This window comes from Methyloversatilis sp. (assembly GCF_051861465.1).
Lineage (GTDB): Bacteria > Pseudomonadota > Gammaproteobacteria > Burkholderiales > Rhodocyclaceae > Methyloversatilis.
This window is the reverse complement of the sequence record NZ_JBHYCQ010000003.1, coordinates 277,606-292,412: the sequence shown is the minus strand read 5'-3', so window position 1 is coordinate 292,412 and position 14,807 is coordinate 277,606. Positions and strand designations below refer to the sequence as shown.

Sequence of the window (14,807 nt, the reverse complement as noted above, 5' to 3'; positions counted from 1 at the left end):
CGGATCAGGCGTTCCACAGCTTCCACAGCATGCGCACGGCCAGCGCGACCAGCAGCAGCGAAAACAGCCGCTTGATCAGCGGCACCGGCAGCCGGTGTGCGGCGCGCGCGCCGAGCGGTGTTGTGAACAGGCTGCCCGCGACGATGGCGACCAGCGCCGGCAGGTGCACATAGCCCAGCACCTGCGGCGGCATGTCCGGCACGCCCCAGCCATTGAAGATGTAGCCGGCCGTGCCGCCCAGCGCGATCGGCAGGCCGAGCGCGGCCGAGGTGCCGATGGCCTGGCGGATGTCGCGGTTGCACCAGGTCAGGAAGGGCACCGTCAGCGCGCCGCCGCCGATGGCGACCAGCGCCGACACCACGCCGATGCCGCCACCGGCCGCGATCAAACCGCCTGCTCCGGGCAACTGACGGGCAGGCTTCGGCTTGAAACCGATCAGCATGGTCAGTGCGACGTAGCCGATGAACACCGCGAAGATCAGCGACAGCACCTGGGTCGACACTTCGCGCGCGATGAAGGTACCGAACAGGGTGCCGATCAGCACGCCGATGGTCATCGTGCGCACGGTCGGCCAGTCGACCGCGCCATGCGCATGGTGCGTGCGCAGGCTGATCGCGGCCGACACGACGATGGCGGCCATCGAGGTGCCGAGCGCCAGATGCAGGATGTGGTCGGGCGTGACGTGCAGCCGTTCGAACAGGCTGACCAGCATCGGCACCAGCAGAGCGCCGCCGCCGATGCCCAGCAATCCGGCCAGGAAGCCTGTGACGGTGCCCAGCAACAGGCCGGCGAGCACGAATTCGGTATCGGGGAAGAACATCATGGTGCGCTGCAAAAATCGCTATCTGAACACAGGCCGCAGTGCGACCGCAAAGTCCGCGTTGCGCAGAAACACACAGAGCACCCGCAGGTGCCCTGTGACGGCAGCGCGCCGGGTCAACCGGCGATGGCCAGCTTGCCGCGCTTGTCCGACAGCGTGCGCGCCAGCAGCGACACCAGCGCATAGACCGCATCGATGTTCGGCGTCGGAATGCCGGTGATGCGGCCCAGTTCGCGCACCGAACCGACCAGCGCCTCGAATTCGAGCGGGCGGCCGGCTTCGACGTCCTGCAGCATCGAAGTCTTGTGCGCGCCGACCGCTTCGGCGCCGGCGATGCGCTTGTCGAGCGCGATCTTGAATTCCACGCCGAGCTTTTCGCCGACCGACTGCGCCTCGCGCATCATGTTGGCCGCCAGTTCGCGGGTCAGCGGAAAGCGGCAGATGTCTTCCAGCGTGGCGTGCGTCAGCGCCGAAATCGGGTTGAAGCTCAGATTGCCCCACAGCTTCACCCACATTTCGGAGCGGATGTCCTTCGACACCGGCGATTTGAAGCCGGCGGCGATCATGGCCTGCGACAGCGCCTCGATGCGCGGCGAGCGCGAACCATCCAGCTCGCCCAGCGTGAAGCGGTTGCCTTCGATCAGCTTGATGACGCCCGGCTCGACCAGTTCGGACGCCGGATACACCACGCTGCCGATGACCCGCTCGACTTCGATGTTCGCGGCGACGATGCCGTCCGGGTCCACCGAAGTGACCGGCGTGCCTTCGTGATCGCCGGCCAGCTTGTGGAAGTACCACCACGGAATGCCGTTCTGCATCGTCACGACCATCGTGTCCGGGCCGAACAGCGCGCGCATGTCGGCCGCGACATCCTTCACCTGATGCGCCTTGAGCGTCAGCAGGATCACGTCCTGCACGCCGGCGTCGGTCATCTTCTGCACGCCGCGGATGTCCGGCGCGTGCTCGACCGTGCCGTCTTCCAGCATCAGCGACATGCCCTTCGCCTGGATGGCGGCGAGGTTGGGGCCGCGCGCGATGCAGGTGACTTCATTGCCGGCACGCGACAGCTTCACGGCCAGATAACCCCCGATGGCGCCTGCGCCAACGACTGCAATCTTCATCTTTTCATCTCCCTTGAGGGCGCGGCGGCACGCCGGATACCGGTCGCGCCGCCGCCAGCCGCGCCCGGCCGTCGTGCGGCGGGCGCGGCGGTTTCAGGTCACGCGCGGCGGCGCAGATAGTGCTTCAGCGCCGGCACGATGGGCCACAGCAGCATCACGAAAGACAGCGCCATCAGGCCGCCGACCAGCGGATTCGCCCAGAAGATCGACAGACTGCCCTGCGACAGCAGCATCGACTGGCGGAAGCTCGATTCGGCCATGTCGCCCAGCACCAGGGCGAGCACCAGCGGCGCCAGCGGATAGCGCAGCTTCTTGAACAGGTAACCGAATACACCGAACACCAGCATCATCACCACGTCGAAGATCGAGCTGTGCACCGTGTAGGCGCCGATCGCGCAGATGACGATGATGATCGGGCCGATGACCGAGAACGGAATGCGCAGGATGGCCGCCCACCACGGCACCGTGGTCAGCACGACGATCAGGCCGACGATGTTGCCCAGATACATCGATGCGATCAGGCCCCACACGAAGTCGGGCTTTTCGGTGAACAGCAGCGGACCGGGCTGCAGGCCCCAGATCAGCAGGCCGCCCAGCAGCACGGCGGCGGTCGGCGAACCCGGAATGCCCAGCGTGAGCATCGGCAGCAGGGCCGAGGTACCGGCCGCGTGCGCCGCGGTTTCCGGTGCCACGACCCCTTCGATGTTGCCCTTGCCGAACGAGTCCTTGTCCTTCGCACCGCGACGGGCCAGGCCGTAGGCCATGAACGAGGCCGGTGTCGCACCGCCCGGCGTGACACCCATCCAGCAGCCGACCAGCACCGAACGGATGGACGTGCGCCAGTAGCGCAGCAGCTCCTTCCAGGTCTTGAGCACCACGTCGAGCTGGATCTTCGCGCTCTTGCCCTTGAAGGCCAGACCTTCTTCCATGGTGAGCAGGATTTCACCGATGCCGAACAGGCCGATGACCGCGATCAGGAAGTCGAAGCCCTTCAGCAGTTCGGTCACGCCATAGGTCATGCGCAGCGTACCGGTCACCGTATCCATGCCGACCGCGGCCAGTGCAAAACCAAGCGCCATGACGGCCAGCGTCTTGGCCGGTGGTTCCTTGCTCATGCCGACGAAGGAACAGAAGGTGAGCATCTGCACCGCGAACATTTCCGCCGCACCGAACTTCAGCGCGAATCGCGCCACGAGGGGCGCGAGGAAGGTGATCAGCAGCACCGCAAAGAAAGCGCCGACGAAGGAGGACGTGAATGCCGCCGTCAGTGCGGCGCCGGCACGGCCCTGCTGCGCCATCGGATAGCCGTCGAAAGTGGTTGCGACCGACCACGGCTCACCCGGAATGTTGAACAGGATCGAAGTGATCGCCCCGCCGAACAGTGCGCCCCAGTAGATGCAGGACAGCATGATGATGGCCGAGGTCTGGTCCATCGAAAAAGTCAGCGGCAGCAGGATGGCGATGCCGTTGGCACCGCCCAGGCCCGGCAGCACGCCGATCAGGATGCCCAGCGTGATGCCGAGCACCATGAAGCCCAGGTTGGGCAGCGTCATGGCGACGCTGAACCCGTGCATGAGGTTGTTGAGTTCTTCCATCTCGGTCTCGGAGGATCAGTTCTTGTGGTGTCACAGACCGAGCATCAGCTCGATCGGACCTTTGGGAAGCGGCACGAGAAACCAGCGCTCGAACAGCAGGAAAGCGCCCAGCGGCACGCCGAGCGCGGTGATCGCGGTCGGCAGCCAGCCGAACTTGCCATGCACCTTCATGAAGAAGGCAATCAGCACGAACGACGACAGGTAGATGCCCAGGAACACGACCGCCACCACGTAGACGGTCAGCGGAACCAGCATCTGCATCACCGAGCGCAGTTCGGTCCAGGTGGCGAACTGCGGCTGCGCGCGCTTGAACTTCATCAGCGCGGTGACCAGGATCCAGCCGCTCGACGCGAGCAGGATGCAGCCGATGTAGAACGGAAAGTAGCCGGCACGCGGGCCTTCGCCCTCTTCCCAGCCGATGCCGACGCGGATGCTGTCGATGACCGCGATGATTCCCATGACGAACAGGAACAGCGCGACCAGTAGTTCCGGCCAGCGGTTGGACAAGCCGGCTTCAGCGGCTTCCTCGGATCGCTCCATCACGAATCTCCAGAATGAAAACAGGGCGCATGCATCTTTGCGGCGGGCGATTAAATGAACACGGGCGGGATGACCCGCCCGTGTTCCTGACATGCTTGAGGCGGATTACTTGGCGAGGAAGCCGGCGTCCTTCATAAGGCCGTAGTGCATCGCTTCGGTCTTGCCCACCCAGTCGGCGAATTCCTTGCCGCTCATGAAGGTCTGCTTGAACGCACCCTTCTTCATGAAGTCGGCCCATTCCGGTGTCTCTCGCACCTTCTTGAACAGATTGACGTAGAAATCAACCTGCTCCTGGGTGACCCCCGGAGCGAGGAAGATGCCGCGCAGCATCAGGTATTCGATCGGCACACCGGCGCTCTTGCAGGTCGGAATGTCAGCCCAGGACTGCGTGTCGGTCACCTTTTCGGTGTACGTCAGCTTTTCGGTGTCCATGATGCACAGCGGGCGCAGCTTGCCGCCACGCCAGTGGGCTTCGGCTTCGATCGGGTTGTTGACGGTCGAATTGACATGGCCGCCAACCAGTTGCACCGCCACATCGCCGCCGCCCTTGAACGGCACGTAGATCATCTTCTTGCCGGTGGCCTTGTCGATCATCGCGGTGATGATCTGGTCTTCCTGCTTCGAACCGGTACCGGCCATCTTGAACGTGCTGGCCGGCTTGGCCTTGATGTCGTCGATGTATTCCTTGGCGGTCTTGTACGGCGCATCGGCATTCACCCACAGCACGAACTGGTCGAGTGCGAGCATCGCGCCCGGCGTCAGGTCACGCCAATTGAACGGAACACCGGTCGCCAGCGGCGTGGTGAACAGGTTCGACAGCGTGATGATGATCTTGTGCGGATTGCCCTTGGCACCCTTCACCTCCAGGAAGCCTTCGGCACCCGCGCCACCCGACTTGTTGACGACGACCAGCGGCTGCTCCATCAGCTTGTTCTTGGCCACGATGCCCTGGATGAAACGGGCCATCTGGTCGGCGCCGCCACCCGTGCCGGCCGGCACGACGAACTCGACCGGCTTGGTCGGTTCCCAAGCGTGTGCCGCACCGGTCAGACCGATCGCTGCAACCGCAGACACCAGGGCTCTTGCGGCCCAGTTCTTGAACTCGATCATTGCACTCTCCTCAGTGGATATTGTTGATGACAGTACTGCGGGGAAGGTCGTGGATCAGACACCCAGACCCAGTTTCTGTGCCAGCCCGATGCGTTGCAGCTTGCCGGTTGCACCCTTGGGAATTTCGTCCATGAACAGGATCTTGCGCGGCACCTTGAAGTCGGCGAGCTTCGTCGCGGCGAAAGCCTGGATGTCCTTGTCGGTCGCGCTCTGACCTTCACGCAGCACGACGACGGCGCCGACTTCCTCGCCCAGCTTCGGATGCGGGATGCCGAAGGTCACGACCTGCGCCACTGCGGGGTGGTCCATGAGCACTTCGTCGACTTCGCGCGGCGAAATCTTCTCGCCACCGCGGTTGATGATTTCCTTCAGACGGCCGGTCAGCGACAGATAGCCTTCGGCGTCCTTGCTGCCCTGGTCACCGGTCCGGAACCAGCCGTGGGTGAAACCTTCCTTGTTCGCCTTCTCGTTGTTCTCGTAGCCGGGCGTCACGTTGGCGCCGCGGATGACGATTTCGCCGATCTCGCCCGCAGGCAGGATGTTGCCGTCGTCGTCCATGATTTCCACTTCGGGACCGGCCGCCAGACCGACCGCGCCCGGCTTGCGCGCGCGCGGCGGCAGCGGATTGGACGCCATCTGATGCGACGCCTCGGTCATGCCGTAGGCCTCGATCAGCGGTGCGCCGAACACCTCCTCCAGCTCGCGGATGACCTGCGGCGGAATCGACGACGACGACGAACGCAGGAAGCGCAGCGGGTTGCGGGCAATCGTTTCCTTGTTGCGCGATGCGCGCGACAGGATGGCCTGGTGCATCGTCGGCACCGCGGTGTACCAGGTCGGATGCGCTTCATCCATCCAGGAGAAGAACTTCAGCGCGTCGAAGCCCGGCGTGCAGAACACCGACGCACCGGCGGACAGCGGCGCCATGATGCCGGCGATCAGACCATGGATGTGGAACAGCGGCATGATGTTCAGGCCGCGATCCTTTTCGGTGAAGGCGAGCGTCGCGCAGATGTTCTGCGCCGATGCCGACACGTTGCGCTGGGTCAGCGGGACGATTTTCGGACGTGAGGTCGTGCCCGAGGTGTGCAGCACGAGTGCCACATCGTCCGGCTGGGCGTTGCCCGGGTGCGCCGGTGCGGGCACGTCGGCCGCTTCGCGCGGTTCCAGCGCGAAATCTCCGGCGGCGTCCTGCGCCACCAGATCAATGACGCGCACACCCAGCTTCTTCGCCACCTCGATGGCCGGTGACACGCTGCCGCGATCGACCACCAGCGCTTTGGCGTTCAGATCGGACAGGTAAAACTCGAATTCTTCCGCGCGATAGCCGGCGTTGAGCGGGGCGGCCGTGGCACCGGCGGCGATGCTGATGAATGCGCTGGCCATGTCCGGGCCGTTCGGCAGCACGATGGCGACGCGATCGTTGCGGCCGATGCCGAGCGCGTTCAGGCGCGCGATGGTGCGTGCCATCAGGGCACGCAGCTGACCGAAGCTCAGGTCCGAACGTGCCGGCGCGGACAGCGCGACGGATGCATCGGCACCGGTGGAAAACAGCTCGATCAGCGTGGAAGTGGCCGACATACAGACTCCGTAAGACAGTGTGAAATTCAGGAAGCCGCACAGGGCGCGCTTCGGGGTTCCGCAGACGCAAGCCGACACGTCACCGCGGGCAAGCACTGTTCCGCAAAAGCAAAACAACGGGGCTCGTGAGTTTCGTTCATAACGAACGATCGTTCAAGCGATGCCCGGTTCAATCGGTCAGCTTATGCACAACTTTGCTGCAAAGGCACTGAGTTGGAGCAGTCTGTGGCAGATAAGCCACAAGACCTGGGCTGCGATGTGTCTCATCCACAGCCAGAGGCGGTCACCTCGGTGACCGTACCGCGCGCCCGGGGTGGTGGGCTGTCGGTAAGGGGGACCCCCGCGCATGTCGCTAGGCCGGCATCCTGAACCGAGGGTTCAGAGCGGCTGCGTTCCTGCCGCATCAGGCCAGCCCGTGAAGGGCCGGCACAACAGCGGCGTCCTAGGTTCGCGACCTCATGCCAATCAACATTGGTTCAAGGAATCTATGACCTTGGCGAACACCGCAGGGGATTGATGCTCAGGGCGTTCAGCCCTGACGCGACCGACATCTAGAAAAGCTTTTCCTGACTGGAAAGCACCTCTTCGATGCGCGATTGCATGGAATTTATTCTACGCCGCAGCGGCACCAAATCAACACCGCCGGTCGCCTGCATCTGAAAAATTTCGTGTGCCAGATTGAGCGCGCACATCACCGCAAGCCGTTCGCCGGACGCGCGCGTCGTTTCCGCAAGATCGCGCATGCGGCGTTCGACCAGTTCGACCGATGCGTTCAGCGCGTCGCGATCACCTTCCCGGCATTGCACCCGGTACTCGCGTCCGAGTATCGTGATTTCAGTGGTTTCCGCCTGCGCGGGTTCGCGACTCATTCCTGTGGCAACCTTTCAAGCAGACTGCTCACCTTCTCGCGCGCCGCTTCGATCTTGTCGCCGAGCACCCTGTTTTCGCCTTCCAGCGCCGCCACACGGTTGCGCAGGACGATGTTTTCATCGTGCAGCGCCCCGAATCGACCCAGCAGGATGTCGAGGCGGTCGCCCAGTTGATTGATATCGTGGTCCATCGGCGAACTATAGGGGGGCGCCCATCGGGCGGTCAAGACAAGCGCCGACCGGGCGGCAGCGCAAAAGAAAAAGCCACTCGCAGGAGTGGCTTTTTCCGGTGAGCGGCGGGGTCAAACCCGCCGGATCGTGCGATCAACGCGACAGTTCTGCCGTATCGATGCGCTTGTCGGTGGATGTTTCGGCGACACGGCCGCCATCCACCTTGCGGGTGAATACCCAGCGCGACGGCGTACGCACGAAGGCGTAGCCGGTCTTGGCATCGATGAACACCTTGTAATCTTCGGGGTGTCCGACCGCCTTCGACGACTCGGCGGTGTCGGCAGATGCCGCAAAAGCCGAAAGTGAAAGGCTCGCAGCAAGCAAGATACGGAGTGCAGTGGTTTTCATGATGAAGCTCCCAGCAAGTTAAAAAGCAGTTGTTGAATTGAATGTAGTGCACTGCAACAACTCTTTCAACCCCGCGCCAGTATTGGATCGTGAAGAAAATCGTGTTTTATTTTTGCGGCGCAGCACAGTGGATCGCAAGCTCAGCACAGTGTGTCAGCGCTGCGACTCGGGCCCGCGCGCCGGCCTGTTCAGGTGTTGTCACAGGCGGCACACCATGAGCGGAATGTTCCGTTTGAGTGATCCGCTCCAGCTCTATCTGGTGCGTCATCCAAAGCCTGCCGTGGCGCCAGGGCTCTGTTATGGCGTGACGGACCTGGACGTCGCCGAAGATCCGGTGACCTGCGCCGACCGACTGCGCCTGCTCCTGCCGGCCGACGTGCGCACCGTCAGCAGTCCGCTGCAACGCGCGCGCCTGCTGGCCCACGCCCTCGATCCGGCGGTCGAAACAGACGAGCGGCTGCGCGAACTCGACTTCGGTGACTGGGAAATGAAGCCGTTCAGCGACATTCCGCCGCACGGCTTCGACACCTGGGGCAATGCCCTGATCGACTTCCGGGCGCCGTCCGGCGAGCTGTACGCCGACATGGCCGCGCGTGTGTGGGCCGCCTTCGAGGCGCACCGGCACGGCACCGACGCACTGGTGCTGGTCGGTCATAACGGGCCGATGCGCGCGCTGACCGGCACCCTGCTCGGTCTGCCGCCCGAGCGCTGGCTGAACCTCGAATTCGACTTCGGCCACCTGACGCACCTGGCAATCGGTCCGCTCGGCGCCAAACTGCGCGCATTCAACCGCTGAGCGGGCTGCACCTATAATCCGCGCTTCTCCGTACCTGACCCGCCATGACTTCAGTCCAGGTTTCCAGCCGCGCGATCTATGTGCGCCTGCTCGGTTATGTGCGTCCCTACTGGGTGGCTTTCGCCGTTGCACTGCTCTGCATGGCGCTCACGGCGGCCGCCGAACCGGTCTTTCCGGCCATCATGAAATCGCTGCTCGACGGCGGTTTCGGCGGCAGTGACCCGGATGCCGTGTGGTTCTATCCGGTGCTCATCGTCGCGCTGTTCGCGGCGCGCGGCATTTTCGGCTTCATCGCCGACTACGCCTTCGCCTGGGCCGCCAACAACGTCGTACTTGACCTGCGCCGCGCGATGTTCGGCCGCCTGCTGGCCCTGCCGACCGAATTCTTCGACAACCACAACTCCGGCGCGCTGATTTCCAAGGTCGCCTACGACGTGCAGGGTGTGACGCAGGCGGCGACCAATGTCATCACCGTGTTCGTGCGCGACACGCTGACGGTGGCCGGCCTGCTGGCCTGGCTGCTGTGGCTGGACTGGAAACTCACGCTTATCGTGCTCGGCATGCTGCCGCTGATCGCCATCGTGGTGCGCCTCAGTTCGCGCCGCATCCGCGAATCGGCGCGCGGCGCGCAGACCGCCATGGGCAGCATCGCGCACACGCTGGAAGAAACCATCGAGGCGCACAAGGTGGTCAAGATCTTCGGCGGCCAGGACTATGAAATGGGCCGTTTCGATGCGGCCTGCCGCAAGCAGCGGCGGCAGAACATGCGCAACATCGTCGCCGCATCGCTGGTGTCGCCGATGACCCAGGTGCTGACCGCGATGGCGCTGGGCATCGTCATCGCGGTGGCGCTGCACGACTCGGCGAGCAATCGCACGACGGTCGGCAGCTTCATGGGCTTCGTCACCGCCATGCTGATGCTGCTGGCGCCGCTGAAGCGGCTGACCGACGTCAATGCACCGTTGCAGCGCGGCCTGGCGGCGGCCGAAAGCGTGTTCCAGCTGATCGACGAACAGGCCGAGCGCGACACCGGGACGGTCGAAATCGAGCGTGCGCGGGGACGCATCGACTTCGACCAGCTCGGCTTCGGCTATCCGGGACGCGACGAACGCGTGCTGCAGCACATCGATCTGGCCATTGCACCGGGCGAGACGGTGGCGCTGGTCGGCGCATCCGGCTCCGGCAAGACCACGCTGGCCCATCTGCTGGCGCGCTTCTATACGCCGGGCAGCGGGCGCATCCTGCTCGATGGTCACGACATCCAGAACATCCGGCTGGCCAGCCTGCGGGCCAACATGGCGCTGGTGAGCCAGGACGTGGTGCTGTTCAACGACACCGTGGCGGCCAACATCGCCTATGGCGCGCTGCGCGACACCGATCGCGGCGACATCGAGGCCGCCGCGCGCGCGGCCTACGCGCTCGATTTCATCCAGGCCATGCCGGAAGGTTTCGACACGCTGATCGGCGAAAACGGCGTCAAGCTGTCCGGCGGCCAGCGCCAGCGGCTGGCGATCGCGCGCGCGTTGCTGAAGGACGCGCCGGTGCTCATTCTCGACGAGGCGACGTCGGCGCTCGATACCGAATCGGAGCGGCAGGTGCAGGCGGCGCTCGAAGTGCTGATGAAGAACCGCACCACGCTGGTCATCGCACACCGGCTGTCCACGATCGAACGGGCCGACCGCATCGTCGTGATGGACCGCGGGCGCATCGCCGAGATCGGTCGCCACGCAGAGCTGCTGGCAGCCGGCGGCATGTACGCCAACCTCTACCACTCCCAGCTCGGCGGCGACTGAGCCGAACCCGTCATTTCCCGCCACACGGCCGCATCGGCTTATAGTGGTCGGGCCGAGCCGCGCGCCCACTGCGCCGGCGGCACTCGAAAGGTCACACCATGAGCAAGGAACGAAACAGCGTGAAGGCGACGAAGAAGCAGCCGGCGTCGACACCGAAGGAAAAGAAGGCCGCCAAGCAGGCGAAGAAAAATGCGTCCGAACTGATGCAGCCGCTGATCAAGCCGCACTGAGCACGACGTTCATTCGACCCGGATCGCGCGGATGCCGAGCGAGAAGGTGCCCGCCTGACGGTCGGCGATCATCAGGCCGATCTGGCGTGCGCGTGACGGGTCGAGCGGCGGCGCACCCATCACGTTGCGACCGCGGAAGGTGGCGCGAAACGCCGCCACCGGCAGGTGCACGGTGGCCCACTGACCGGCCGGGGGTTCAAAGCTGATCTGGTGGCTCAGGCCGTCGAAATCGTCGTCGCAGCGCAGGCTGAGCTTGTAGCGCTTGCCGTCGCCGAGCACCACGAGCGCGTAGTGGGTCGCACCCGCTTCGGCGATGTTTCCGGGCTGGGCGCGCACCGAGGCGAAGCCGCCGTTGCGTTCCAGCGACACGATGCCTTCGAATACCGCGTGCCCGGCCGGGTCGGGCCGCAGCCTGCTGCGCGACATGCCGCCCATCACGCCATCATCGATCGGCGACCAGTCATCGACTGCGCCGGCGTTGCCGAAATCAAATAGTTTGCGCGCCATAGGCGCATTGTAAGGTGCTTGGCGCCGCGGGCAATCGCCGCGCGCCGAAGCATCGCCCAACCCGTCTGCCCGACCGCCTCATCTGCCTGCGGCCTGTTCAGTCATCCAGCTTCACCGCCCGCACCGCCGCGACACCCAGTGCACCGCGCGCACCCAGTATCGCCGCGAGCGTCGAGGCCGCCAGCATGGCGAACACGATGACGGCCAGCCAGCCCCAGGGCACCACCCAGTCCATGCTCCAGTGGAAGGACTGGCGATTCACCACTTCGATCAGCAGCGCGCTCATCGCGAACCCGGCGACCAGGCCGAGCAGCAGCCCGGGCAGCGCGGACAGCAGACCTTCGGCTGCCAGCTGTGCAGCGATCTGCCGGCGCGTGCAGCCGAGATGGCGCAACAACCCGAATTCGCGCGCGCGCGCGCTGGCCGACGCGGCAAACGCCGCCGCGATGCCGGCCAGGCCGATCAGCGCCGACGCCGCCTCCAGCGCATAGGTGGCGGCGAAGGTGCGGTCGAACACGCCGAGCGACAGGCGGCGCACCTCGTCGCTCGACGTCAGTTCCAGCGCCTCGCCCTTGCCGCTGGCATCGCGCAGCGCTTGCGCGACAGTCCCTTCATCGGACCCTGCGTCGAGCCACAGTCCGAAGTCGTCGGACACCGTGTCGCCGGTCAGCGCGCGGTAGCGCGCCAGATCGATCACCACCGCTCCGTGCTGGCGCGCGTAGTCGCGCCACAGGCCGGCGACCTGCACACGCAGCCGCTGTCCGGCGAGCGGCAGTTCGACTTCGCGGCCGGCCGTCCAGCCATACAGATCCGCCATCGCCTCGGACGCCCACACCTGAGGCAGCGTGCCCGGCGCCACCGATGCGCCGACGCGCGGCAGCACGCGACCGGCGTCATCCGGCAGCGGCCGGGCGATCAGCGCCACCGCCGGCAGGTCGGCGCTCAGCAGCAGGCTTTGATGCCGGATCGCTTCCAGCCGCTCGACACCGGGCACTGCGGCCAGCCGCGCTTCGATGTCGTCCGGCCACGGCCGATCGCGATCGCCGCGCAGGTACAGCTCGGCCGGCAGCACATCGGTCAGCCAGCGGTCGACCGAGCTGCGGAAGGACGACACCATCACGGCCATCGCGACGATCAGTGCCGTGGCGGCGAGCACGCCGGCCGCGCTGCGCGACGCGAACCCGGGCTCGGCCATCAGCCGCGCCCGCGCCAGATCCAGCGGCACCGCCGAGAACGTCGGTACGCGCCGCGCCAGCGCCCGGGCCAGTGGCGGCACGGCGAGCACGGCGGCCACCAGTACGCAGGCGATCGCCGCATAGCCACCGAGCGGCAGACCGGCCAGCGGCGGCAGCGAAGCGGCGACCAGCGCCAGCAACAGCGCACTCAGTGCCGCCACGGTACGGCGGTCGTTGCCCAGCGTGCGCAGCGTCGGACCGAAGTGTCCGGCCCGCAGCGCCTGTGCCGGCGCAATCAGCAGCGCATCGCGCGCCGGCCAGCCCGCGCCGGCGGCCGCGCTGGCCACGCCGAGCAGGCCGAAACCCACGCTGGCAGCGAGGTCGAACGACAGCGCCGGCGCCACGCCTGACACCAGACCGGCGCCCAGGTCCGCACCGATCAGCGTCAGCGCGAGCGCCGCCAGTGCGTGTCCGAGCGCGATGCCCAGCAGCGCGCCGCACGCGCCCAGCAGCGCCCCCTCGCCGATCAGCATCCGGAACAGCTGCGTGCGCGTCAGTCCGGCCGCCCGCAGAAAGGCGATCTCGGCCGTGCGCCGCGCAATCGCCGCGGCCTGGGTCGCCGCCACCAGAAAGCTGCCGACCGCCAGCGCGATCAGCGCCAGCAGGCCGAGATTGACGCGGTAGGCGCGCGACAGCCGGTCCGCCCGTTCCAGCGCCTGCGCCGGGGTTTGCCAGTGCACGCCCGGTGGCAGCACGGCCGCAATGCGCGCGCTCGCGTCGGCGCGATTCACGCCTTCGCGCAGGCGCAGCGCGACGCGGCCGATCTGGCCGACGGTGGCCAGCCGCCACTGCGCTTCGCCGATATCCATCACCGCCAGCACCGCGCCACTGCCGGCCGACGGCAGCCAGCCGGCGACGGTGAAGGATGTGCCGTCGCGCCCGAGTGTCAGCGACTGCCCGGGCTGCACGCCGAGCGCCTGACCGGCCGCGTGGCTCAGAAAGATCTGACCGGGCTCCAGCAAGCGCCCGATGTCGCGGGCCGACGGCAGCAAGGTCGGCTGCACCGTCGCCGCGCGAAAGGCGTCGAGGCCGATGACGCGCAGCTTCAGCGTGCGCGCGCCGACCGCGACCTCGAGCTCACGCTCGACCAACGGGCTGGCGTGCGCGACGTCGGGCAGGCGGGCGAGCAGGGGATAGATGGATTCATCCATGCCGCGCGCCGCCACCACTTCCAGATCGGCCGAGCCCGACACCGCACGCAGGCCGGATTCGAACTCGTCGAGTGCTGCCCGGTGAATGGCGGATACCGCGACGCCAAGCGCCACCCCGAGCGCGATGGCCAGCAGCGCAAGCCGGCTCGCGCCGCGCCAGGCCGAGCGGCACAGCAGCTCAAGCATCGGCGTGCGCGTCGGCCGGATGCAGGCGGCCGTCGCGGCCCAGCCTGAGCACGCGGTCAGCGGTGGACGCGACGGCGGCCGAATGGGTGACCAGCAGGCCGCAGGCAGCGCCCGACTTCACGGCATCGCGCAGCAACGCGGCGATCCGCTCGGCGTTGTCGGCGTCCAGATTGCCGGTCGGCTCGTCGGCCAGCAGCAGGCGCGGGCGGTGCACCAGCGCGCGGGCGATCGCCACGCGCTGAAGTTCGCCACCGGACAGTTGTGTCGGGCTGTCGTCGGCACGGTTCGCCAGCCCGACCGCGGCCAGTTGCACACACGCCCGCTCGCGACGCTCGCGTGGCGACACACCAGCCAGTGCCAGCGGCAGCGCCACGTTGTCGCGCAGGCTCAGCCAGGGCAGCACATGGAAGGCCTGGAACACGAAGCCGACCCGGGTGCGCCGCCATACGGTGGCGGCGTCATCGTCCAGCGCCGACACCTCGACGCCGTCGAAACGCACCGACCCTGCATCGGGGCGATCGAGCGCCGCCACGACGTTGAGCAACGTGGATTTGCCGGAGCCGGATTCGCCGATCACCGCCACGTATTCACCGGCGGCGATGTCGAGGTCGAGCGCCTGCAGCAGCACGCGCGGCGGCGTGCCGGGCAGGGTCTTGTCGAGGGCGGTCAGGGAAAGCACGGCGGATGGACTGCG

The 14,807-nt window shown here is 66.4% G+C and carries 15 protein-coding genes and 1 other RNA gene; 3 read left to right on the top strand and 13 right to left on the bottom strand.

From position 1 onward, the window contains the following. Positions 1–4 precede the first annotated feature (4 nt). From ACTIFF_RS06065 to ACTIFF_RS06020, 10 genes are all read right to left on the bottom strand, one after another. Positions 5–820 (bottom strand): sulfite exporter TauE/SafE family protein, encoded by an 816-nt coding sequence (locus ACTIFF_RS06065; RefSeq protein WP_439536091.1) that lies wholly within the window; start codon positions 818–820, stop codon positions 5–7. 116 nt (positions 821–936) lie between these two features. Beyond that, positions 937–1,941: a 2-dehydropantoate 2-reductase gene (locus tag ACTIFF_RS06060; RefSeq protein ID WP_439536017.1), complete on the bottom strand. Its 1,005-nt coding sequence runs from the start codon at positions 1,939–1,941 to the stop codon at positions 937–939. A gap of 98 nt (positions 1,942–2,039) precedes the next feature. Next, positions 2,040–3,536: a tripartite tricarboxylate transporter permease gene (locus ACTIFF_RS06055; RefSeq protein ID WP_439536016.1), complete on the bottom strand. Its 1,497-nt coding sequence runs from the start codon at positions 3,534–3,536 to the stop codon at positions 2,040–2,042. 30 nt (positions 3,537–3,566) lie between these two features. Further along, positions 3,567–4,076: a tripartite tricarboxylate transporter TctB family protein gene (locus ACTIFF_RS06050; protein ID WP_439536015.1), complete on the bottom strand. Its 510-nt coding sequence runs from the start codon at positions 4,074–4,076 to the stop codon at positions 3,567–3,569. A 105-nt stretch (positions 4,077–4,181) separates the two neighbouring features. After that, positions 4,182–5,186, bottom strand: a complete 1,005-nt coding sequence (locus tag ACTIFF_RS06045) for a Bug family tripartite tricarboxylate transporter substrate binding protein (RefSeq protein WP_069038706.1) — start codon at positions 5,184–5,186, stop codon at positions 4,182–4,184. Between the two features lie 54 nt (positions 5,187–5,240). Next, on the bottom strand, positions 5,241–6,767 hold the full coding sequence (locus ACTIFF_RS06040) for an acyl--CoA ligase (RefSeq protein WP_439536014.1): 1,527 nt from the start codon (positions 6,765–6,767) through the stop codon (positions 5,241–5,243). Between the two features lie 333 nt (positions 6,768–7,100). Beyond that, positions 7,101–7,282, bottom strand: a non-coding RNA gene (gene ssrS, locus ACTIFF_RS06035) — 6S RNA. 36 nt (positions 7,283–7,318) lie between these two features. Continuing rightward, on the bottom strand, positions 7,319–7,636 hold the full coding sequence (locus tag ACTIFF_RS06030) for a cell division protein ZapA (protein WP_069038708.1): 318 nt from the start codon (positions 7,634–7,636) through the stop codon (positions 7,319–7,321). Then, on the bottom strand, positions 7,633–7,827 hold the full coding sequence (locus ACTIFF_RS06025) for a hypothetical protein (protein ID WP_306477320.1): 195 nt from the start codon (positions 7,825–7,827) through the stop codon (positions 7,633–7,635). Before ACTIFF_RS06025 ends, ACTIFF_RS06030 begins: the two co-directional genes overlap by 4 nt. 133 nt (positions 7,828–7,960) lie before the next feature. Next, the gene (locus ACTIFF_RS06020) at positions 7,961–8,215 is read right to left on the bottom strand and encodes a hypothetical protein (protein WP_439536013.1); all 255 of its coding nucleotides are present in this window, start codon (positions 8,213–8,215) and stop codon (positions 7,961–7,963) included. Between the two features lie 214 nt (positions 8,216–8,429). On the opposite strand from ACTIFF_RS06020, the gene ACTIFF_RS06015 reads away from it, so the two are divergent. From ACTIFF_RS06015 to ACTIFF_RS06005, 3 genes are all read left to right on the top strand, one after another. Further along, positions 8,430–9,011 carry a histidine phosphatase family protein gene (locus tag ACTIFF_RS06015; RefSeq protein WP_439536012.1) on the top strand — a complete coding sequence of 194 codons (582 nt, stop codon included), beginning with the start codon at positions 8,430–8,432 and terminating at the stop codon, positions 9,009–9,011. A gap of 44 nt (positions 9,012–9,055) precedes the next feature. Further along, the gene (gene msbA / locus ACTIFF_RS06010) at positions 9,056–10,804 is read left to right on the top strand and encodes a lipid A export permease/ATP-binding protein MsbA (RefSeq protein WP_439536011.1); all 1,749 of its coding nucleotides are present in this window, start codon (positions 9,056–9,058) and stop codon (positions 10,802–10,804) included. Positions 10,805–10,902: 98 nt separating this feature from the next. Next, on the top strand, positions 10,903–11,034 hold the full coding sequence (locus tag ACTIFF_RS06005; protein ID WP_257078996.1) for a hypothetical protein: 132 nt from the start codon (positions 10,903–10,905) through the stop codon (positions 11,032–11,034). A 9-nt stretch (positions 11,035–11,043) separates the two neighbouring features. Here ACTIFF_RS06005 and ACTIFF_RS06000 read toward each other — a convergent pair whose 3' ends face one another. The 3 genes from ACTIFF_RS06000 to ACTIFF_RS05990 form a co-directional block, all read right to left on the bottom strand. Next, positions 11,044–11,541: a CIA30 family protein gene (locus tag ACTIFF_RS06000; RefSeq protein ID WP_257078997.1), complete on the bottom strand. Its 498-nt coding sequence runs from the start codon at positions 11,539–11,541 to the stop codon at positions 11,044–11,046. 97 nt (positions 11,542–11,638) lie between these two features. Beyond that, complete coding sequence (locus tag ACTIFF_RS05995; RefSeq protein WP_439536010.1) at positions 11,639–14,113, bottom strand: FtsX-like permease family protein; 2,475 nt, start codon at positions 14,111–14,113, stop codon at positions 11,639–11,641. Further along, positions 14,106–14,792: an ABC transporter ATP-binding protein gene (locus ACTIFF_RS05990; protein ID WP_439536009.1), complete on the bottom strand. Its 687-nt coding sequence runs from the start codon at positions 14,790–14,792 to the stop codon at positions 14,106–14,108. The genes ACTIFF_RS05995 and ACTIFF_RS05990 overlap by 8 nt, the downstream gene beginning before the upstream one ends. Positions 14,793–14,807: the final 15 nt, after the last annotated feature.

Coding starts and splice junctions, on each gene's coding strand:
- ACTIFF_RS06065 (WP_439536091.1), bottom strand. CDS start 820: ATGTTCTTCCCCGATACCGAATTCGTGCTCGCCGGCCTGTTGCTGGGC.
- ACTIFF_RS06060 (WP_439536017.1), bottom strand. CDS start 1,941: ATGAAGATTGCAGTCGTTGGCGCAGGCGCCATCGGGGGTTATCTGGCC.
- ACTIFF_RS06055 (WP_439536016.1), bottom strand. CDS start 3,536: ATGGAAGAACTCAACAACCTCATGCACGGGTTCAGCGTCGCCATGACG.
- ACTIFF_RS06050 (WP_439536015.1), bottom strand. CDS start 4,076: ATGGAGCGATCCGAGGAAGCCGCTGAAGCCGGCTTGTCCAACCGCTGG.
- ACTIFF_RS06045 (WP_069038706.1), bottom strand. CDS start 5,186: ATGATCGAGTTCAAGAACTGGGCCGCAAGAGCCCTGGTGTCTGCGGTT.
- ACTIFF_RS06040 (WP_439536014.1), bottom strand. CDS start 6,767: ATGTCGGCCACTTCCACGCTGATCGAGCTGTTTTCCACCGGTGCCGAT.
- ACTIFF_RS06030 (WP_069038708.1), bottom strand. CDS start 7,636: ATGAGTCGCGAACCCGCGCAGGCGGAAACCACTGAAATCACGATACTC.
- ACTIFF_RS06025 (WP_306477320.1), bottom strand. CDS start 7,827: ATGGACCACGATATCAATCAACTGGGCGACCGCCTCGACATCCTGCTG.
- ACTIFF_RS06020 (WP_439536013.1), bottom strand. CDS start 8,215: ATGAAAACCACTGCACTCCGTATCTTGCTTGCTGCGAGCCTTTCACTT.
- ACTIFF_RS06015 (WP_439536012.1), top strand. CDS start 8,430: ATGAGCGGAATGTTCCGTTTGAGTGATCCGCTCCAGCTCTATCTGGTG.
- msbA (WP_439536011.1), top strand. CDS start 9,056: ATGACTTCAGTCCAGGTTTCCAGCCGCGCGATCTATGTGCGCCTGCTC.
- ACTIFF_RS06005 (WP_257078996.1), top strand. CDS start 10,903: ATGAGCAAGGAACGAAACAGCGTGAAGGCGACGAAGAAGCAGCCGGCG.
- ACTIFF_RS06000 (WP_257078997.1), bottom strand. CDS start 11,541: ATGGCGCGCAAACTATTTGATTTCGGCAACGCCGGCGCAGTCGATGAC.
- ACTIFF_RS05995 (WP_439536010.1), bottom strand. CDS start 14,113: ATGCTTGAGCTGCTGTGCCGCTCGGCCTGGCGCGGCGCGAGCCGGCTT.